The organism is Azospirillum lipoferum (assembly GCF_024170005.1).
GTDB lineage: Bacteria > Pseudomonadota > Alphaproteobacteria > Azospirillales > Azospirillaceae > Azospirillum > Azospirillum lipoferum.
Genome location: NZ_JALJXJ010000003.1, coordinates 438,975 through 458,303 on the forward strand (window position 1 = coordinate 438,975; position 19,329 = coordinate 458,303).

At 67.9% G+C, this 19,329-nt stretch carries 19 protein-coding genes; 9 read left to right on the top strand and 10 right to left on the bottom strand.

The window, feature by feature from the left end; genetic code table 11:
* The first annotated feature begins 47 nt into the window (after nt 1-47).
* The 3 genes from J2848_RS09525 to J2848_RS09535 are packed head-to-tail and all read left to right on the top strand — an operon-like array spanning nt 48 to nt 3,636.
* On the top strand, nt 48-2,099 hold the full coding sequence (locus J2848_RS09525; protein WP_149229261.1) for a thioredoxin domain-containing protein: 2,052 nt from the start codon (nt 48-50) through the stop codon (nt 2,097-2,099).
* Nucleotides 2,100-2,116: 17 nt separating this feature from the next.
* On the top strand, nt 2,117-2,614 hold the full coding sequence (locus J2848_RS09530) for a methylated-DNA--[protein]-cysteine S-methyltransferase (protein ID WP_149229260.1): 498 nt from the start codon (nt 2,117-2,119) through the stop codon (nt 2,612-2,614).
* A 47-nt stretch (nt 2,615-2,661) separates the two neighbouring features.
* Nucleotides 2,662-3,636: a quinone oxidoreductase family protein gene (locus J2848_RS09535; RefSeq protein WP_149229259.1), complete on the top strand. Its 975-nt coding sequence runs from the start codon at nt 2,662-2,664 to the stop codon at nt 3,634-3,636.
* Nucleotides 3,637-3,669: 33 nt separating this feature from the next.
* Here the strand turns inward: J2848_RS09535 and dnaQ are convergent, their stop codons facing one another.
* Genes dnaQ through J2848_RS09560 form a run of 5 tightly spaced genes read right to left on the bottom strand, consistent with a single transcriptional unit; the run spans nt 3,670 to nt 7,317 of the window.
* The gene (gene dnaQ, locus J2848_RS09540; protein ID WP_149229258.1) at nt 3,670-4,353 is read right to left on the bottom strand and encodes a DNA polymerase III subunit epsilon; all 684 of its coding nucleotides are present in this window, start codon (nt 4,351-4,353) and stop codon (nt 3,670-3,672) included.
* Nucleotides 4,346-4,990, bottom strand: a complete 645-nt coding sequence (gene coaE / locus J2848_RS09545) for a dephospho-CoA kinase (protein WP_149229257.1) — start codon at nt 4,988-4,990, stop codon at nt 4,346-4,348. Before coaE ends, dnaQ begins: the two co-directional genes overlap by 8 nt.
* 10 nt (nt 4,991-5,000) lie before the next feature.
* Entirely contained in the window at nt 5,001-5,882 is an 882-nt protein-coding gene (locus J2848_RS09550) for a shikimate dehydrogenase (protein WP_149229256.1), read from the bottom strand.
* Nucleotides 5,879-6,481, bottom strand: coding sequence for a Maf family protein (locus J2848_RS09555; protein ID WP_149229255.1), 603 nt, complete (start codon nt 6,479-6,481; stop codon nt 5,879-5,881). The genes J2848_RS09550 and J2848_RS09555 overlap by 4 nt, the downstream gene beginning before the upstream one ends.
* On the bottom strand, nt 6,478-7,317 hold the full coding sequence (locus J2848_RS09560; protein WP_109084900.1) for a pyruvate, water dikinase regulatory protein: 840 nt from the start codon (nt 7,315-7,317) through the stop codon (nt 6,478-6,480). The genes J2848_RS09555 and J2848_RS09560 overlap by 4 nt, the downstream gene beginning before the upstream one ends.
* Nucleotides 7,318-7,830: 513 nt before the next feature.
* Here J2848_RS09560 and hemE point away from each other — a divergent pair.
* The 4 genes from hemE to rho all read left to right on the top strand — a co-directional run bounded on the left by hemE (nt 7,831) and on the right by rho (nt 12,181).
* The gene (hemE, locus tag J2848_RS09565) at nt 7,831-8,856 is read left to right on the top strand and encodes a uroporphyrinogen decarboxylase (protein WP_149230394.1); all 1,026 of its coding nucleotides are present in this window, start codon (nt 7,831-7,833) and stop codon (nt 8,854-8,856) included.
* Nucleotides 8,857-8,938: 82 nt separating this feature from the next.
* Nucleotides 8,939-10,060 carry a ferrochelatase gene (gene hemH / locus J2848_RS09570; RefSeq protein WP_149229254.1) on the top strand — a complete coding sequence of 374 codons (1,122 nt, stop codon included), beginning with the start codon at nt 8,939-8,941 and terminating at the stop codon, nt 10,058-10,060.
* A 55-nt stretch (nt 10,061-10,115) separates the two neighbouring features.
* Entirely contained in the window at nt 10,116-10,544 is a 429-nt protein-coding gene (hemJ, locus tag J2848_RS09575; protein ID WP_149229253.1) for a protoporphyrinogen oxidase HemJ, read from the top strand.
* 380 nt (nt 10,545-10,924) lie between these two features.
* Nucleotides 10,925-12,181, top strand: a complete 1,257-nt coding sequence (gene rho / locus J2848_RS09580; RefSeq protein ID WP_014249179.1) for a transcription termination factor Rho — start codon at nt 10,925-10,927, stop codon at nt 12,179-12,181.
* Between the two features lie 112 nt (nt 12,182-12,293).
* Here rho and secB read toward each other — a convergent pair whose 3' ends face one another.
* Both secB and J2848_RS09590 read right to left on the bottom strand, forming a co-directional pair.
* Entirely contained in the window at nt 12,294-12,779 is a 486-nt protein-coding gene (secB, locus tag J2848_RS09585; RefSeq protein ID WP_109084903.1) for a protein-export chaperone SecB, read from the bottom strand.
* 186 nt (nt 12,780-12,965) lie between these two features.
* The gene (locus J2848_RS09590; RefSeq protein ID WP_149229252.1) at nt 12,966-13,583 is read right to left on the bottom strand and encodes an FxsA family protein; all 618 of its coding nucleotides are present in this window, start codon (nt 13,581-13,583) and stop codon (nt 12,966-12,968) included.
* A 236-nt stretch (nt 13,584-13,819) separates the two neighbouring features.
* On the opposite strand from J2848_RS09590, the gene J2848_RS09595 reads away from it, so the two are divergent.
* Together J2848_RS09595 and mltA are read left to right on the top strand one after the other, a co-directional pair.
* Nucleotides 13,820-14,515: a Tim44/TimA family putative adaptor protein gene (locus tag J2848_RS09595; protein ID WP_149229251.1), complete on the top strand. Its 696-nt coding sequence runs from the start codon at nt 13,820-13,822 to the stop codon at nt 14,513-14,515.
* Between the two features lie 16 nt (nt 14,516-14,531).
* Nucleotides 14,532-15,734, top strand: a complete 1,203-nt coding sequence (mltA, locus tag J2848_RS09600) for a murein transglycosylase A (RefSeq protein WP_149229250.1) — start codon at nt 14,532-14,534, stop codon at nt 15,732-15,734.
* Between the two features lie 53 nt (nt 15,735-15,787).
* Here the strand turns inward: mltA and hslU are convergent, their stop codons facing one another.
* From hslU to J2848_RS09615, 3 genes are all read right to left on the bottom strand, one after another.
* Nucleotides 15,788-17,134: an ATP-dependent protease ATPase subunit HslU gene (gene hslU / locus J2848_RS09605; protein WP_149229249.1), complete on the bottom strand. Its 1,347-nt coding sequence runs from the start codon at nt 17,132-17,134 to the stop codon at nt 15,788-15,790.
* 5 nt (nt 17,135-17,139) lie between these two features.
* Nucleotides 17,140-17,703 (bottom strand): ATP-dependent protease subunit HslV, encoded by a 564-nt coding sequence (hslV, locus tag J2848_RS09610; RefSeq protein ID WP_149229248.1) that lies wholly within the window; start codon nt 17,701-17,703, stop codon nt 17,140-17,142.
* An 89-nt stretch (nt 17,704-17,792) separates the two neighbouring features.
* The gene (locus J2848_RS09615) at nt 17,793-19,304 is read right to left on the bottom strand and encodes a S1 family serine peptidase (protein WP_149229247.1); all 1,512 of its coding nucleotides are present in this window, start codon (nt 19,302-19,304) and stop codon (nt 17,793-17,795) included.
* Nucleotides 19,305-19,329 lie beyond the last annotated feature (25 nt).

Consider the following 19,329-nt stretch of genomic DNA (forward strand, 5'->3'; position numbering starts at 1 on the left):
CGGCGCCACCTATTGTCTAACGACACACCAACAGATCGGACACCGCCATGCCCGCCACTCCGTTGGGCGCGAACCTGCTAGGCCGGGAGACGAGCCCCTATCTGCTGCAGCACAAGGACAATCCGGTGCATTGGATGCCCTGGGGGCCGGAGGCCTTCGCCCGCGCCAAGGCGGAGAACAAGCCGGTGCTGCTGTCGGTCGGCTATGCCGCCTGCCACTGGTGCCACGTGATGGCGCATGAGAGCTTCGAGAATCCGGAGATCGCCGGGCTGATGAACGAACTGTTCGTCAATATCAAGGTGGACCGGGAAGAGCGGCCGGACCTCGACACCATCTACCAGTCGGCACTGGCGCTGCTGGGACAGCAGGGCGGCTGGCCGCTGACCATGTTCCTGACCCCGAATGCGGAACCCTTCTGGGGCGGCACCTATTTCCCGCCGGCCGCGCGCTATGGCCGCGCCGGCTTCCCCGACGTGCTGCGCGGCATCGCCGGCACCTATGCCAATGAGCCGGACAAGGTCGGCAAGAATGTCGATGCACTGAAATCGGCGCTCGCCGGGATGGGGGAGAACCGCTCGGCCGGTGCCGTCGATGCCGGGGTGCTCGACCAGGTGGCGCAACGGCTGCTGCGCGAGGTCGATCCGATCCATGGCGGCATCGGCAGCGCGCCGAAATTCCCGCAGGTGCCGCTGTTCGAACTGCTGTGGCGGGCTTGGCAGCGCACGGGACGCGAGCCGTTCCGCGAGGCGGTGACCCACACGCTGGCCAACATGGCGCAGGGCGGCATCTACGACCATCTCGGCGGCGGCTTCGCCCGCTATTCGGTCGATGAACGCTGGCTGGTGCCGCATTTCGAGAAGATGCTCTACGACAATGCCGAGCTGCTCGACCTGATGACTCTGGTCTGGCAGGAGACGCGCGATCCGCTGCTGGAGACGCGCATCCGCGAGACCGTCGGCTGGTTGCTGCGCGAGATGATCGCCGATGGCGGCGGCTTCGCCGCGACGCTGGACGCCGACAGCGAGGGCGAGGAGGGACTCTTCTATATCTGGAAGGAGGAGGAGGTCGACCGGCTGCTGGCCCCGGCACTGGGCGCCGACGGGCTGGCGACGTTCAAGCGCGTTTACGAGGTGCTGCCCCAGGGCAATTGGGAAGGCGTCACCATCCTGAACCGGCTGGGTGGCCTGTCCCTGGCCGATGACGCCACCGAGGCGACCCTCGCCAGGGCGCGCGAGATCCTGCTGCGGGCGCGGGCCAAGCGGGTGCGGCCGGGCTGGGACGACAAGGTGCTGGCCGACTGGAACGGCCTGATGATCGCGGCGCTGACCCATGCCGCCCTGGCGTTGGATGAGCCGGAATGGCTGGACGCCGCCGGCCGCGCCTTCGCCTTCGTCCGCGACCGGATGGATGCGGACGGGCGACTCTGCCACAGCTGGCGACACGGGCAGGGCAAGCATGCTGGCATGCTCGATGACTACGCCCACATGGCGCGCGCGGCCCTGGCGCTGCATGAGGCGACCGGGGATCCGGCGGCGCTCGATCAGGCGAAGATCTGGGTGGCGACGCTCGACGCCCATTTCTGGGACGGCGCCAACGGCGGCTATTTCTTCACCGCCGACGATGCGGAGGGGCTGATCGTCCGCACCAAGAGCGCCTATGACAACGCCACGCCCAGCGGCAACGGCACCATGCTGGCGGTGCTGACCACCCTGTTCCAGCGCACCGGCGAAGATGCCTATCGCGAGCGGGCCGAGGCGCTCGCCGCCGCCTTCTCCGGTGAGCTGACGCGCAACTTCTTCCCGCTGCCGACCTTCCTGAACGCGGTGGAGCTGATGACGGCGCCCTTGCAGATCGTCATCGTCGGCCCGCCCAAGGCAGCGGAGACGGAGGCGCTGCGACGGACGGTGCTGGAGCACTCGCTGCCCAACCGCATCCTGACCGTCCTCGCACCGGGGGCGGATCTGCCCGCCAACCATCCGGCACAGGGGAAGGGGATGCGCGACGGAACGGCGACCGCCTATGTCTGCCGCGGCATGACCTGCTCGGCGCCGGTGACGGCCCCGGCGGATCTGGCCGCCCTTCTGGCAACGAAGACCTGATTTTGCGGGAGGACCCCATGGCGCATCTTTCCATCGACAGCCCGCTCGGCCCCCTGATGCTGGCCGGCGACGGATCCGCCCTGACTTCGGTCGGCTGGGGCCGCTTCGAACGGGACGAGCCGGACGCGCTGCTGGTCGAGACGGCCCGCCAGCTGGAGGCCTATTTCACGGGACGGCTCCAGCGCTTCGACCTGCCGCTGAAGCCGGCGGGCACCGCCTTCCGGCGCAGCGTGTGGGATGCGATGCTGGCGATCCCCTATGGCGGCACCGCGACCTATGGCGGGGTGGCGAAGATGCTGGGCAGCGGGCCGCGCGCGGTCGGTGGCGCCTGCGGCGCCAACCCGATCCCGATCGTCATTCCCTGTCACCGGATATTGGCCAGCGGCGGGGCGCCCGGCGGCTATTCCGGCCATGGCGGGCTCGACACCAAGGCGTGGCTGCTGGCCCTGGAGCGCCGGCATGCCGGCATAAGCCAGGGCAACGGTGCGGCGGCGGAGCAGTTCGCGCTGCTCTGAAGGCCGGGCGATACTCAACGACCAAACGATAAGGGAAACCAACCACCATGGTTCACGCGATCCGCATCCATGAGCATGGCGGGCCGGAGGTTCTGCGCTGGGACGAGATCGAGGTGGGAGAGCCCGGTCCCGGTCAGGTCCGCATCCGCCAGACCGCCGTCGGGCTGAACTACATCGACACCTATCACCGCTCCGGCGCCTACAAGCTGCCGGATCTGCCGGCGGTGATCGGCATGGCGGGATCCGGCGTGGTCGAAGCGCTGGGGCCGGACGTCACCACGCTGAAGGTCGGCGACCGCGTCGGCTACGCCATGTCTATCGGCGCCTATGCCGAGAGCCGCCTGATCGCCGCCGACCGGCTGGTGCCGCTGCCGAGCTGGCTCGACGAGCAGGCCACCGCCGCCACGTTGCTGCAGGGTCTGACCGCACAGTATCTGCTGCGCAGCACCTATGTGGTGCAACCCGGCGACACCATCCTGGTCCAGGCTGCCGCCGGCGGGGTGGGGCTGCTGCTGTGTTCCTGGGCGCGGCATCTCGGCGCCACGGTGATCGGCACCGTCGGCTCGGAGGAAAAGGCCGAGCTGGCGAAGGCCCATGGCTGCCACCACACCATCGACTACACCCGCGAGGATTTCGTCGCCCGGGTGAAGGAGCTGACGGACGGGAAGGGCGTGCCGGTGGTCTATGACGGCGTCGGCAAGACGACCTTCATCAAGGGGCTCGACTGCCTGCGGCCACGCGGGCTGATGGTGCTGTTCGGTGCAGCGTCGGGCGCACCGGCACCGCTGGATCTGGGTCTACTGGCGGCGAAGGGGTCGCTCTATGTGACGCGGCCGACGCTGGCGACCTACACCGCCAAGCGGGAGGATCTGATGGCCTCGGCCGCGGATCTGTTCGACGCGGTGAAGAATGGCGGCGTGACGTTCACGGTCAACCAGCGCTTCGCGCTGAAGGACACCGCCGACGCGCACCGGGCGCTGGAATCGCGGGCGACGACCGGGTCGACGGTGCTGGTGCCGTAAGAGGTTGGATCGGGGGGCGGAAACCCCGCCCCCTCACTCCACCGCCCACAGCGGGTTCTTGATCTTCTTCAGCATCTCCGCATGCGCCGCGGCCTCTTCGTCGCTGACGGCGAAGACGCGGGCTTCGCGGAAGGGGCGGTCGATCCGGACCGGGCCGGTGGCACCACTCTTCGCCGCCGGGCCGCCGGCAAAGGACAGGCCGGTCTGCCGGCCGCCCAGCAGTTCCAGATAGACCTCGGCCAGCAGCTGGGCGTCGAGCAGCGCGCCGTGCAGGGTGCGGTTGGAGTTGTCGACGCCGAAGCGCTTGCACAGCGCGTCCAGGGTGGCGGGCGATCCCGGGAACTTCTGCCGGGCCATCAGCAGCGTGTCGACGGCGCGGTCCTTCGGCATCACCGGATAGCCGGCGATCTTCAGCTCCCAATTCAGGAAGTGCATGTCGAAGGCGGCGTTGTGGATCACCAGCGGCGCGTCGCCGATGAAATTGACGAAGTCGGCGGCGACGTCGTTGAACAGCGGCTTGTCGGCCAGAAACTCCGTGCTCAGCCCATGGACGGCGAAGGCCTCCGGCGGCATGTCGCGTTCCGGATTGAGATAGACGTGGAAGCGTTCGCCGGTGGCGAGGTGGTTGACCAGCTCGATGCAGCCGATCTCGACCAGCCGGTGACCCTCCTCCGGCTTGAAGCCCGTGGTTTCGGTGTCGAGAACGATTTCACGCATGATGGATCTGCCCTGGTTGATAGCCGCGCGGCGGCCAATGTCTGGCCGGCCGCCGCGCCACGTCGCGTACAATGCCCTGAAGCGCCCGTCGCGTCACCAGCCGACCGGCCCCCGTCGGCACGACATAATCGGCGCGCCGCCGCTTTTCCGCGTCCGGCATCTGGCGGGCGAGGATGCCGGCGAACTTCTCCGCCGTCATGCCCGGCCGGGCCAGCACACGGGCGCGCTGGACGGCGAAGGGGGCGGAAACGACGATGGTCGCATCGACCCGGCGCTCGCCATGGGTCTCGAACAGCAGCGGAATGTCCAGCACGGCGATCCTGGCGCCACGCCGTGCAGCCCCGGCAAGGAAGTCGCGCTGCTCCGCCTGGACCATCGGGTGCAGGATCGCCTCCAGCTGCTTCAGTGCACCCGCGTCGCGGAACACCGCCCCCCCCAGCGCCGGCCGGCTGACCGCGCCGTCGATGACCACACCGGGGAAGGCGGCATCAATAGCCGGCACCGCCCGGCCGCCGCGCCCGAGCAGCCCATGCACCACCGCGTCGGAATCGCAGACCGGGGCACCCATGGCCTGCAACATGCGGGCGGCGGTGCTCTTGCCCATGCCGATGGAGCCGGTCAGGCCCAGCACGATCATGGCCAGCGCCTCAGCCTTCCAGGACGAAGCGGGTCAGTTCCGGCGTTACCTGCGGCTCGACGCCGAACCAGGCCTTGAAGCCGGGACGCGCCTGATGCAGCAGCATGCCGATGCCGCCGGCCACGGGATTGCCGCGCGTCCTGGCCTCGGCCAGCAGCGGGGTCTCCAGCGGCACATAGACGATGTCGTTGACGACCGCCGAGATGGGCAGGGCATGCAAGGACAGGTCCAGCGCCGGCTGACCCGCCATGCCCTGGGTCGTGGTGTTGACCAGCAGCGACGCGCCGTCGAGCGCGGTTTCACGTGAAACCCAATCGACCACCGTCACGCCGCCGTTCAGCCCAACCGCACCCAGATCCGCCGCCAGTTCCTCGGCACGGGCGCGGGTTCGGTTGACCAGCCGGACCTCCGGCGCACCGGCGTCGAGCAGGGCGACCACCACGGCGCGGGCGGCGCCGCCTGCCCCGATCACCACCGCCGGACCGCGCTCCGCCGTCCAGTCCGGCTGTTCGGCACGCAGATTCTCGATGAAGCCGAAACCATCGGTGTTGCCGCCCTCCAACGCGCCGTCGTCGCCCACCACGATGGTGTTGACCGCCCCCATGCGACGGGCGGTCTCATCCAGCCGATCGACGGTGCGGAAGGCGATCTCCTTCAGCGGAACGGTGACGTTGCAGCCGCGGAAGCCGAGGGCGGGCAGGGCGCGGATCGCCTGTTCGGCGCGGCCCGGCGCCACCGCCAGCGGCACATAGGCGCCGTCGATCCCATACTGGCGCAGCCAGAAGCCATGCAGCCGGGGGGAGCGCGAATGGCCGATCGGCCATCCCATCACGCCGGCGATCTTCGCCTTGCCGCTGATCGACCAATCACCACCAGATTGAACCGCCGTCATTCCCTGCCTACCCCATGCACACGCAGAAACCCGAGCAGCGGCAGAAGCGGCAGCCCGAGGATGGTGAAGAAGTCGCCCTCGACCCGATGGAACAGCTGCGCCCCAAGCCCTTCCAGCTGATAGGCCCCGACCGAGTGCAGCACGTCGTCGCCGACACGAGCGAGATACTCGTCGAGAAACGCTTCGGAGAAGTTGCGCATGGTCAGCCGGGCGCTGTCGATCTGGTGCCACATCCGCTCGCCGTCGCGCACCACGACGGCGCAGCTGACCAGCCGATGGGTCCTGCCGCGCAGGTCAAGCAGCTGGGCGCGCGCCGCAGCGCGGTCGGCCGGCTTGTCGAACCAGCGCCCCTCGCATTCCAGCATCTGGTCGGCGCCGACCACCAGCGCGCCGGGGTGGCGGCGGGTGATGCGCTGGGCCTTCAGCTCGGCCAGGGCCTCGGCGACGATGTCGGCGGAGACGCCTTCGGCCCGGCCAGCGGCCTTCACCTCATCCTCGTCGACCAGCGGCTTGTCGAGGATGGCGCTGATGCCGGCCCGTTCCAGCATCGCCGCCCGGGTGCGCGACCCGGACGCAAGTACCAGAAGCGGCTGGCTCACGTCTTCTTTCCTTCCGGGCTGAACTTGGCGCTCTGGCGGCGGGCCAGCAGCATCATGATCTCGGCCGCCGTCTCTTCGATGGAGCGGCGGGTGACATCGATCACCGGCCAGCCGCGCCGGCTGAACAGACGCCGGGCCTCCTGAACCTCCGACCGCACCACCTCCGGATCGGCATAGCTGGAGCCCTCGCCCTGGTTCAGCAGCTTCAGCCGGTTGCGCCGGATCTGCACCAGCCGGTCGGGGTCCTTGGTCAGCCCGACGATCAGCGGCCGGGTCAGCAGGTCCAGCTCCGCCGGCAGCGGGCTGCCGGGCACCAGCGGGATGTTCGCCGCCTTGATGCCGCGGTTGGCGAGATAGATGCAGGTCGGCGTCTTGGAACTGCGCGACACGCCGATCAGCACCACGTCGGCTTCGTGCAGGTCCCAGTTCGACTGGCCGTCGTCATGGGACAGGGCGAAATCGACCGCATCGATGCGGCTGAAATATTCGGCGTCCAGCACATGCTGGCGGCCGGGCTGGCGCTGCGATTCCACGCCCAGGAAGGCGGCGAGCGCGTTGATCAGCGGATCGAGCACGGGGATGCAGGGCACCTGCATCTCGCGGCAGAAATCCTGGAGCCGGCGGCGCAGCGTCTCGTCGACCAGCGTGAACATCACCAGCCCGTGGTTGTCCCGGATCCCCTCCAGCACGAGGTCGAGCTGACGGTCGGTCCGCACCAGATTCCAGAAATGCTCGATCGGCCGCACGTCGTCGAACTGGATGACGCAGGCGCGCGCCACGCTGTTGATGGTCTCGCCCGTCGCATCGGACACGAGATGTAGGTGGAACTCTTTCATCCGTCCCCAACATTCTGTGGAGAACCCGGCCCAGATCTGTGGACAACCGGATCCGCCTGCGTTTCATCCCGGCTGGGGGACTCCTCCTCCCCGTTACGGCCAAGGGCGGAACAACTCCGCCGACCGCTTCGGAAGCTGGGAAGATCCGGCCCCGTCTGCCCTGTTATCCACGGGACTCCCGTTCGTCCAGCTATAGCATTTCCGCCGTTTCCGACGGTAGTGCTCCGAATCGTCCACAGATCCGCGCACATGGCCACACAAGCCCCCGGATCTGTGGATAGATTCTCCAGAATCGGGGATCACCGTTATCCACAGCCATCCACCTCATCCTCTTCCTTTCTCCCTTTAAAAAATATAGTGAAGAAGAGGGGATAAACCCGTCCCGGATTCTGGCGTGGAATCGGCGCTGGAATCGCAGGGGCTTTCCGGATTCGCATCTCAGGGGAACGCACCGTCTTGTCCGCCACCAGCTCCGACGTCCAGAATCCGGCTTCCCAGCCTGCCCTGAAGCCGATGCTCGCCGCTTTGGCGGGAGAGGTGCGGTCGCGTCCGCCCTTCTGGCTGATGCGTCAGGCCGGGCGCTATCTGCCGGAGTACCGTGAATTGCGGGCGAAGGCGGGCAGCTTCCTCGACCTATGCTACAACCCCGACTTCGCGGTCGAGGTGACCTTGCAGCCGCTGCGCCGCTACGGCATGGACGCGGCGATTCTGTTCTCCGACATCCTGGTGGTGCCGCATGCCCTGGGCCAGCCGCTGGCCTATCTGGAAGGGGAGGGGCCGAAGCTGGATCCGGTCCGCAACGTCGAGGACCTGAAGCGCCTGTCGCGCGACCGCTTCCACGAGACGCTGGCGCCGGTCTACGAGACGGTGCGTCGGCTCTCCACCGCGATTCCGGAGCAGACGACGCTGATCGGCTTTGCGGGGGCTCCCTGGACCATCGCCTGCTACATGGTCGAAGGGGCAGGCTCCAAGGAGTATGCGTACGTCAAGCGCTGGGCCTACGGCGACCCGGCGGGATTCGGCCGGCTGATCGACCTGATCGTCGAGGTGACCGCCGACTATCTCTGCCACCAGATCGAGGCGGGGGCGGAGACGGTGCAGCTGTTCGACAGCTGGGCTGGCGTGCTGCCGGTGGCGGAGTTCCGCCGCTGGGTGATCGAGCCGACGCGGCGGATCGTCGCACTGGTGAAGGCGAAGCACCCGAACACGCCGGTCATCGGCTTCCCGCGCGGCGCCGGCCACGCCTATGAGGAGTATGTCGCCGGGTCTGGGGTGGATGCCGTCGGGCTTGACACCACCGTCCCGCCGGTGTGGGCGGCGCAGACCCTCCAGACCCGGCTGCCGGTGCAGGGCAACCTCGACCCGATCATGCTGGCGGCCGGCGGCAAGGCGCTGGAGACGGCGACGCACGACATCCTGGCGGCGTTGGCCGGTGGACCCTTCGTGTTCAACCTGGGCCATGGCGTCATCCAGTCGACGCCGCCCGACCATGTCGCCGCGCTGACCCGCATCCTGCGCGAATGGCCGGGGCAGGGCTGACCCGCCTGCGCCTCAAGCGGCTGGAAAAGCGACGGAGGGGGTCTGGACAGAGCGGCGGCGACGCTCCAGTTTAGCGGGCACCATGAGCCAGCAATTCCCCCAGACCTCCGCCTCGACCACCGCAACGCCCGGCAATCAAATGTCTGGGGGCCGGCCGCGACGTGTCGCCGTCGTGCTGTTCAACCTCGGCGGTCCGGATGCGCCGGAGGCGGTGCGGCCCTTCCTGTTCAACCTGTTCGCGGATCCGGCCATCATCCGGCTGCCGAACCCCTTCCGTTTCCTGATCGCCAGCCTGATCAGCGGTCGGCGGGCGAAGCCGGCGACCGCGATCTATGCGCAGCTCGGTGGCAAGTCGCCGCTGCTGGAGAACACGGAAGCCCAGGCGGCGGCGCTGGAAGGCATTCTGGGGGCAGATCCGGCGACCGCTGGGGCGGAGACCAAGGTCTTCATCGCCATGCGCTACTGGCACCCGATGAGTGCCGAGACGGCCGCCCGGGTGAAGGCCTACGACCCGGATCTGGTCGTGCTTCTGCCGCTCTACCCGCAATTCTCGACCACCACCACGGCGTCGAGCGCCAAGGCGTGGCATGAGGCGGCGCGCACCGTCGGGCTGACGGCGCCGACGAAACTGCTGTGCTGCTACCCGACCCAGGCCGGCTTCATCGACGCGACGGCGGACCTAATCCGCCCGCTCTACGAGGCTGCCAAGGCCCATGGCAGGCCGCGCGTCCTGTTTTCCGCCCACGGGCTGCCGAAGAAGGTGGTGACCGCCGGCGACCCCTATCAGTGGCAGTGCGAGCGGACGGCCGAGTCCATCGCCGCGGCGCTGGGCATCGACGATCTGGACTGGATCAACTGTTATCAGAGCCGCGTCGGTCCGATGGAGTGGATCGGTCCCAGCACCGACGCTGAAATCCGCCGCGCCGGCCAGGACGGCGTGCCGATCCTGGTGGTGCCGATGGCCTTCGTGTCGGAGCATTCCGAGACGCTGGTGGAGATCGAGGTGGAATACCGCCACCTCGCCAGGCAAGCGGGCGTGCCGCACTTCACCCGCGTGCCGACGGTGGGGGTGCATCCCGGCTTCATCGACGGGCTGGCCAGGCTGGTGCGGCAGACTGTCGCGGGCAGGGCGGCGATCTGCTCGCAGAAGGGCGACCGGATCTGCCCCTCCAACTTCTCCGGCTGCCCGCAGGCGCGGCCCTGAACCGCAACGGCTGAATCGCAACCGCCGAACCGCAAGGAAAGAGGGGACACGCCCGGTGCTGTACGAATGGATCAAGGCGCTGCACGTCATCAGCATCATCGCCTGGATGGCGGGGCTGCTCTATCTGCCGCGCCTGTTCGTCTACCATTGCCAGGTACCGGCCGGATCCGAGACGTCGGAGACCTTCAAGGTTATGGAACGCCGCCTGCTGCGCGCCATCATGAACCCGGCGATGATCGCGGCGTACGTATTCGGCATCACCATGATCGTGCTGACGCCGGAATGGATGAAGCAGGGCTGGCTGCATGCCAAGCTGCTGTTCGTGCTGCTGCTGACCGCCAGCCACATGATGATGGCCCGCTGGCGCCGCGACTTCGCCGAGGACCGCAACACCCGGCCGCAGCGCTTCTACCGCATCGCCAACGAGGTGCCGACGCTGCTGATGATCGGCATCGTCATCTTCGTCGTCGTGAAGCCCTTCTGACCGGCGCGCCGGTGAATCCCCGGTCTTCCACCTCCCGGAAAAAGCGGAATCCGCGACCTTTGCCGGTTTCGCTTTCGTTTGACTTGCGCCCGCCGATCCGATAACCATGTCAGGACCACGGGGTTTTCGCCCCGCGGCCTCCCACGCCCACATCTGCCGATCCGACGCTCTGATCTTGAGCCGGGCCTGGTGGCTGGCGAATCGCTCCCGTGCGACCATGTTCCGGACGCCCTGGCGCGCCTTCGCCGAAGCGCCACCCGCTGCCCACCCGACGCGACTGCGTTGCGGCGTCCGCCGCCCCCAGCTGCCGTCGGCCGGACCCTCCGGCACTCCCCACCCCCAAGGCCACTCCCCCGCATGACGATTTCACAGGCAATCCGATGCATCTCCAAGAGCTGAAGTGCAAAAGCCCCGCCGAACTGCTGGCGTTCGCGGAGGAGCTGCAGATCGAGAATGCGAGCACGCTGCGCAAGCAGGACATGATGTTCGCGATCCTGAAGCAGCTGGCCGAGAACGACATTCCGATCTTCGGCGACGGCGTGCTGGAGGTGTTGCAGGACGGGTTCGGCTTCCTGCGTTCGCCGGAGGCCAACTATCTGCCGGGTCCCGACGACATCTATGTCAGTCCCAGCCAGGTGCGCCGCTTCGGCCTGCGTACCGGCGACACGGTGGAAGGGCAGATCCGCTCGCCCAAGGATGGTGAGCGCTATTTCGCCCTGCTGAAGGTCAACACCATCAATTTCGACGCGCCCGACAAGGTCCGTCACCGCATCAACTTCGACAATCTGACGCCGCTCTATCCGGAAGAACGCATCCGGATGGAGGTCGAGGACCCGACCAAGAAGAACCTCACCGGCCGCATCGTCGACCTGGTGGCACCGCTGGGCAAGGGACAGCGCGGGCTGATCGTGGCGCCGCCGCGCACCGGCAAGACGGTGATGCTGCAGAACATCGCCCACTCGGTCGCCACCAACCATCCCGAAGCCTACCTGATCGTCCTGCTGATCGACGAGCGTCCGGAAGAAGTGACGGACATGGCCCGTTCGGTCCGCGGCGAGGTCATCAGCTCCACCTTCGACGAACCGGCGACCCGCCACGTCCAGGTCGCGGAAATGGTGATCGAGAAGGCCAAGCGGCTGGTCGAGCACAAGCGCGACGTGGTCATCCTGCTGGACAGCATCACCCGTCTGGCCCGCGCCTACAACACCGTCGTTCCGTCATCGGGCAAGGTGCTGACCGGCGGTGTCGACGCCAACGCGCTGCAACGGCCCAAGCGCTTCTTCGGTGCCGCCCGCAACGTGGAAGAGGGCGGGTCGCTGACCATCATCGCCACCGCGCTGATCGATACCGGCAGCCGCATGGACGAGGTGATCTTCGAAGAGTTCAAGGGTACCGGCAACTCGGAAATCGTGCTGGACCGCAAGCTCTCCGACAAGCGCACCTTCCCGGCCATCGACATTTCCAAGTCGGGCACCCGCAAGGAGGAATTGCTGGTCGACAAGGGCACCATGTCGAAGATGTGGATCCTGCGCCGCATCCTGATGCCGATGGGCGTGACCGACGCGGTCGACTTCCTGGTCGACAAGCTGAAGCACACCAAGTCGAACAACGAGTTCTTCGAAAGCATGAACCAGTAAGGTCATGCCGGATCCGCCCTCTCCCCTCGGTGAGGGGGCGGCACGAAAAAAGGGCGGGGGCCTTTCGGCCACCCGCCCTTTTCCTTTTTAACTCCGCCCGATCCGCTTTGGATCAGAAGGGCGGCTGCTGCGGCGCGGCCTCCTGGGCCGACTGGCGGTGATACAGCTCGGCGAAGTCGATCGGGTTGATCATCAGCGGCGGGAAGCCGCCTTCGCGGGTCGCGCTGGAGATGATGGCGCGGGCGAACGGGAAGATCATCCGGGCGCCTTCGATCATCAGGACCGGGCGGTGATGCTCTTCCGGCAGGCCGGGGAACTGGAACAGCGCGCCATAGGCCAGCTCGACCAGGAATGCGACGGACTCGCCCTGGCGGGCTTCGCAGCGCAGGTTCAGCGTCAGCTCATAGAGGTCGTCACCGACCTTCTGGCCCTGGACGTCGACGCCGATGTTGACCTGCGGCTGCGGCTGGTTGGGCAGCAGGCTCTGCGGGGCGTTGGGGTTCTCGAACGAGAAGTCCTTCACATACTGCGCGAGGACATGCATCGGCAGCGAGGACGTCTGCTGCTGCTCGGCGCCGTTGCTCATCTGATCGGACATAACGGACTCCTAATCGCCGGCCCGCGTCCCGGCCCCGAACAGGGCAGGGGCGGCAGGCCGACCCGGATGTGAGGTGACAGGGGTTGGTTCGCGACGGTTGTGCCTTCGCCCAAGGGGCTGGCTATCACGGATCGGCCGTCCTGCCAACGGAAACCACCGGCGGGAAACCAGCTACTGGCCGGCCGCTCAGCGCTGCTCATCCGGACGGTGCTTCCCCCATTGGGAGTCGGTCAGCCGCGGGGCATCCCTATCGTCCGTCTTCTCTCCGGGAGTGACGTCGCGGTAATCGCCGTCGATCACGCCGGGGGCGGGATGGAACGGGTCGTCCGTACGGCGGGGGCCGTCGGCGCCGAAGTCAACATCGCCAACATTCTGGCCAAAATCCCGGCTGAAATCCTGGCCGAAGCCTGCTGCTCCGAACCCGCCTTTGCCGGTGGTGGTGAAGACCGGCATCCCGGCGCCGAGGCGGCCGAGCAGCCAACGGCCGATGCCGCGGCGCAAGGGCCGGATCAGCAGCATGATCCCAAGGATGTCGGTCAGGAAGCCGGGGATGATCAGCAGGATGCCGGCGAGCACGGCACAGAAGCCGTCCAGCACCGTGCCGATCGGCGCCTCGCCGCGCGCCGCCGCCGCCTGCGCCCGGCTCAGCGAAGCCAGACCCTGGTGGCGGACCAGCAGCACGCCCACCACCGCCGACAGGGCCAGCAGCCCGATGGTCGGCCCGGCGCCGATCCAATCGCCGACCTGGATGAATCCGACGATCTCCAGGATCGGCAGAAGAAGGATCAACAACAGGGGATTCATGGTGTCCTTGCTCTTCGGGCTCGCTGCCCCTATCTAGGTTTGGATAGGTCGTCCGGTCGAAAGGCCGCCGACTTCATCCAATTGGCTGTCACTGCCGGGCAAGCAACACGTAATGCCGACCGGTGGCAAGGTCCAGAGGTGGGCCGGATCCACCGGCGATTTCGCCTCGGCACACAGTTCTCGGCACACAGTTTACGATACGTCGTTTTGGCTCGGTGTTTTGGAAGGAACGGATGATGGGAGACGGGTTCGTGTTCATCGAGATCGTGATCTTCGCGATGATCGCGGCCTTCCTCGTCTATCGGCTGCGCAGCGTTCTCGGCCGCCGGACGGGGGAGGAGCGGCAGCGCTCCAACCCCTTCACGTCCGCTCCCGGTGCTGCGAAACCCGACAATGTCGTGACCCTGCCGGAGCGCAACCGGCCGCGGCCCGATGTCGCACCGGGTGCCGACCTGCCGGCGTCGGACGAGCCGCTGTCGCTGGCCGCCTCCATCGACCAGATCCGGGCCGCCGACCCGAATTTCGACGAGAAGCATTTCCTGGAAGGCGCCAAGGCCGCCTTCAGCATGATCGTCGACGCCTTCGCCCGCGGCGACACGGCGACACTGCGCCCGCTGCTGGCCGACGACGTCTATGACAGCTTCGCCCGCGTCATTCGCGACCGTCAGGCCGCCGGCGAACAGCACGAGACCCGCATCGAACAGGTGCGCGAGGCCGAGGTAGTGGAAGCGAAGCTGGACGCTGGCCGCACCGCCCGTATCACCGTGCGTCTGGTCTCCGATCAGGTGAATGTGGTGCGCGACCGCAACGGCACCATCGTCGACGGCGATCCGAAGGCGCTGGTGGAGAACACCGACGTCTGGACCTTCGCCCGCAATCTCCGTTCCCGCGATCCGAACTGGGCGCTGGTCGAGGTGCGTCCCGTCCAGTGACGAACGACCACCAGTAATGGCTCTCAATCACCGTACCGGTTTTAGCGCCATCGCCCTCTTCGGGGCGGTGGCGTTGCTGTTTTCGGCCTGCACCCCCAAGGAGGAGGCCAAGCCGCCGCCCGACGCCCTGACCCTGGCGTCGCTGTCCTTCGCCGACTTGGCCGGTTGGCGCAGCGATCCGGTGGCGCAGGCGGTACCGGCGCTCGCCCGCTCCTGTGCCCGCTTCAAGGGCCAACCCGCGGACCGGCCGGTCGGGCCGAACGGGGTGGCCGGGACCATCGGCGACTGGCAGGGTCCTTGCGCCCGGCTGGTGGATCTGCCTTCCGGCGACGATGCCGCCGCCCGCGCTTTCTTCGAGGCCAACTTCACCCCTTATGCCGCCGGCAACAACGGCACGCGCGAGGGTCTGTTCACCGGCTATTACGAAGCCGAGCTGGAGGGCAGCCTGCGGCCGGATCCGGCCTATCCGGTGCCGCTCTACCGCCGGCCGCCCGATCTGGTGATGGTCGATCTCGGCGACTTCTCCGACCGCTGGAAGGGGGAGCGCACGGCCGGCCGTGTGGTCGACGGCAAACTGAAGCCTTACGAGGATCGCGCCGCCATCGTCACCGGCTCGCTGAAGGGCAAGGGTCTGGAACTGGTGTGGGTGAAGGATCCCATCGGTGCCTTCTTCCTGCAAATCCAGGGGTCAGGCCGGATCCGCCTCGCCGACGGCAGCGAGACGCGCATCGGCTACGCCGCCCAGAACGGCCACAGATACGTCGCCATCGGCAAGGAGTTGATCGACCGCGGAGCCTTGAAGCGGGAGGAGGTCTCGCTCCAGACCATCCGCGACTGGCTGCTGGCGCATCCCGATCAGGCGGCGGCGGTGATGAACGTCAACCCGTCCTATGTCTTCTTCCAGCCGCTGACCGGCGACGGTCCGAATGGCGCCCAGGGCGTGGCGCTGACGCCCGGCCGCAGTTTGGCGGTGGATTCCAAGTTCATGCCCTATGGCGTGCCGGTGTGGCTGGATGCCGAGGATCCGGTCGAGCCCGGTCAGCGCCTGCAACGGCTGCTGGTCGCCCAGGACACCGGCGGAGCGATCCGCGGCCCGGTACGCGGCGACGTCTTCTGGGGCCATGGGGCCGAGGCGGAGCGCAGGGCCGGGGTGATGAAGAGCCGGGGCACCTATGTGCTGCTGCTGCCGAAGAGCGTGAAGGTGGCGGCAGGCAGCTAGCGGAATGTTTCACGTGAAGCGGGGGGCACCCAAGGCGAGCGCCCCCGCACCCGTCACAGGATGAACTTCGACAGATCGGCGTTCTTCGCCAGCCCGCCGACCCGCTCACGCACCAGGGCGGCGTCGATGGTGACGGTCTCCCCGGCGCGGTCGCTGGCGGCGAAGCTGATCTCCTCCAGCAGGCGTTCCAGCACCGTGTGCAGGCGGCGCGCGCCGATGTTCTCGACGGAGCTGTTGATCTCCGCCGCCAGCCGCGCCAGTTCGTCGATGCTGTCGTCGGTGAAGACCAGATCGATCTCCTCGGTCTTCATCAGCGCCTTGTACTGGCGGATCAGGCTGGCTTCCGGTTCGGTCAGGATGCGCTTGAAATCGTCCTGGCTTAGCGCCTTCAGCTCGACGCGGATCGGCAGGCGGCCTTGCAGCTCAGGCAGCAGGTCCGACGGCTTGGCGACGTGGAAGGCGCCCGAGGCGATGAATAGGATATGGTCGGTCTTCACCGGGCCGTGCTTGGTCGACACCGTCGTGCCTTCAATCAGCGGCAGCAGGTCGCGCTGGACGCCCTCGCGGCTGACATCGGCACCACGCGCATCGGAGCGGGCGGAGATCTTGTCGATCTCGTCGAGGAAGACGATGCCGTTCTGCTCCACGGCGCGGATCGCCTCCGCCACCACCTTCTCCTGGTCCAGCAGCTTGTCGGACTCCTCGGCCATCAGCACACCATGGCTCTCGGACACCGTCATCCGGCGGGTCTTGGTGCGGCCTCCCATCATCTTGCCGAACATGTCGTTGAGGTTCAGCATGCCCATCTGGGCACCCGGCATGCCGGGAATGTCGAAGGTCGGCATGCCGGCCGGCGCACCGGTGTCGGCGACCTGGATTTCGATCTCCTTGTCGTTCAGCGTGCCTTCGCGCAGCATCTTGCGGAACTTGGCGCGCGTCTCGGCACTGGCGCTGTCGCCGCACAATGCGTCGAGCACCCGTTCCTCCGCCCGCAGCTCCGCCTTGGCGGCGACCTCCTTGCGCAGGCGCTCGCGGGTCAGGCCGATGGCGGCCTCGACCAGATCGCGGACGATCTGCTCGACATCACGGCCGACATAGCCGACCTCGGTGAACTTGGTGGCTTCCACCTTCAGGAAGGGCGCCTGGGCCAGCCGGGCAAGGCGGCGGGCGATCTCGGTCTTGCCGACGCCGGTCGGGCCGATCATCAGGATGTTCTTCGGCAACACCTCTTCCCGCAGCCCTTCGGGCAGCTGCTGCCGGCGCCAGCGGTTGCGCAGGGCGATGGCGACGGCGCGCTTGGCCTCGTTCTGGCCGACGATGTAGCGGTCGAGTTCGGAGACGATCTCGCGCGGGCTGAAGGCGGCGGTGTCGGCGGAGACGGAAGCGGATTGAGTCGTCATGGCGGTCACAGCTTTTCCAGGGTGACGTTTTCGTTGGTGTAGACGCAGATGCCGGCGGCGATCTTCATCGCCTTGCGTGCCACGGCTTCCGCATCCATCCCGTCGATGTCGATCAGCGCCCGCGCCGCCGACAGGGCGTAGGATCCGCCGGAGCCGATGCCGATCAGCCCATCCTCCGGTTCCAGCACGTCGCCGTTGCCGGTCAGCACCAGGCTGACGGTCTTGTCGGCCACCGCCATCATCGCCTCAAGCCGGCGCAGGTAGCGGTCGGTGCGCCAGTCCTTGGCCATCTCGACGCAGGCGCGGGTCAGCTGGCCGGGATACTGCTCCAGCTTGCCTTCCAGACGCTCGAACAGGGTCATCGCGTCGGCGGTGGCCCCGGCGAAGCCCGCCATCACCGTGCCGCCGGCCAGCCAGCGGACCTTGCGTGCATTGGCCTTCATCACCGTCGGGCCGACCGAGACCTGCCCGTCGCCGGCGATCACCACCTGCCCGTTCTTGCGCACCGACAGGATCGTGGTGCCGTGCCACTGGATGGGATCATGAGGATTGGACGCTGGGTAGGTCATGCGGAAACCACGCTGGAGAATGGGAAATGTCCTGCTGACCCGATGCAGGAGCACAAGACCCCGTGATTCGTGGTTCCAGGACATCCGGTCTATGTGGGAGGGGCGATGTCGCCGTCAAGCATGTCGCCGTCAGGCGCCTCATCCTCCCAGGCTGGATCGGCCGGGACGTTGCGGCGCGTTTTGCCCGGTTTGGACGGTGTGGCGGGCGGCGCGGCACCCAACGCGGGACCGCCCGGATCCGCCCCCAGCCGGTCGAGCAGCGGACCGAGTGTCAAGAACTCCACCAGCCCGGGCGGCGTGGCGGCCGAGCGGCCGGCGGACGGTGCGACGCCGATCAGTGCGCCACTGCCGTCCAGCAGCGGGTCGCCTGCTTCGGTCATCGCGGTGAACAGGGCGGCGGAGCCCAGATCCGCCTGGATCAGAGCGGCGCCGGGCCCTTCGTCGGCCGGCAGGCCGCCGACGATGCCGGTAATCTCCTTGCCGCGTCCGTCCGGGATTGCCCGCACCGGCTCGCTGACGCGCAGAGACGCGGTGCGGATGGGCAGGGCGGGCAGCCGCGCCGGCACCCGAACCAGGGCGAATCCGCTGGCCGCGTCGCGCCCGACCACCCAGCCGGTCAGCTCCACCCCGCGGGCCGGCCGAACGGTGACGGTAGGGTCGGATCCGGGCAGCGGAACCAGCAGTACCGCCTGCACCTCGCCCGACACATCGGTCTCGCCGATCACCAAGCCGTGTGAGCCACCGACCGGTATCCGTGCCGATGCGAGCCGGCCGGATCCGGCACCGCTCCGCAACAGCAAGCGGCTGCCCGCAGCGGGTGCTGTGGCCGTCAGGGCAGGGGATGTGGCGGCCGGCGTCAGCGGCGTAGGGCCGGATCCGGCCGGTGCTGGCACAGGAACCACCGGCGGCACAGCGGCAGACGGAGCGGACAGGGTACCGCCCGACACCAAGTTGCGGAAACCCGTATCGGCGGCGAGTGCCTCGACTGCCGCGGCGAAAGCTTCCTCCACCAGCATGGTGTCGCCCTGCGGCACGCCGCTCTCCCGCGCGGTGGCGCCGGTGGTGACCACACGGTGGACCAGCCCGCCGCCGCGCGCGTCGTAGACCGTCCACTCCACCCTGACGCTGCCGGTGCCGGAGCTTCCCTTGCTGCTGCCGGTCAACCAGTTGGTGCGGTGACACAGCTCCAGCTGAACGTCGCGCAGATCGCCCTGTACGGTGAAGCGGGCGCGGCTGCGGTTGCCGTCGGGATTGTCGGGACCGCCGGGCCGGCCGACCACGTCGAAACCTGCGGCGGTCATCACCTCGGCGAAGCGCTCGTCGAAGGTGGAACCGCGCCGCATGTTGACGCCGCTGGTCCAATAGACGTCGTCATAGGGCGGAGCACAGTCGATGCCCCAGACGTAACGCCCGATCTGCATCCCGCGCCGCATCGACCCGATGGTCAGTTCGCCGAAGCGGAAGGGCGCCGTGGTCCCGGCAGCCACCGGCGGCGGCGTCTTGCCGACCGGCGGTGTCGGCGACATGCCGCCGCAACCGGCCGGCAGCAGGCCGAAAAGGAGAATCAGAACTGCGGCGAAGGGGTGCGGGTGGGTCATCATAAGCGGATATGCACGCAGGAAGTGT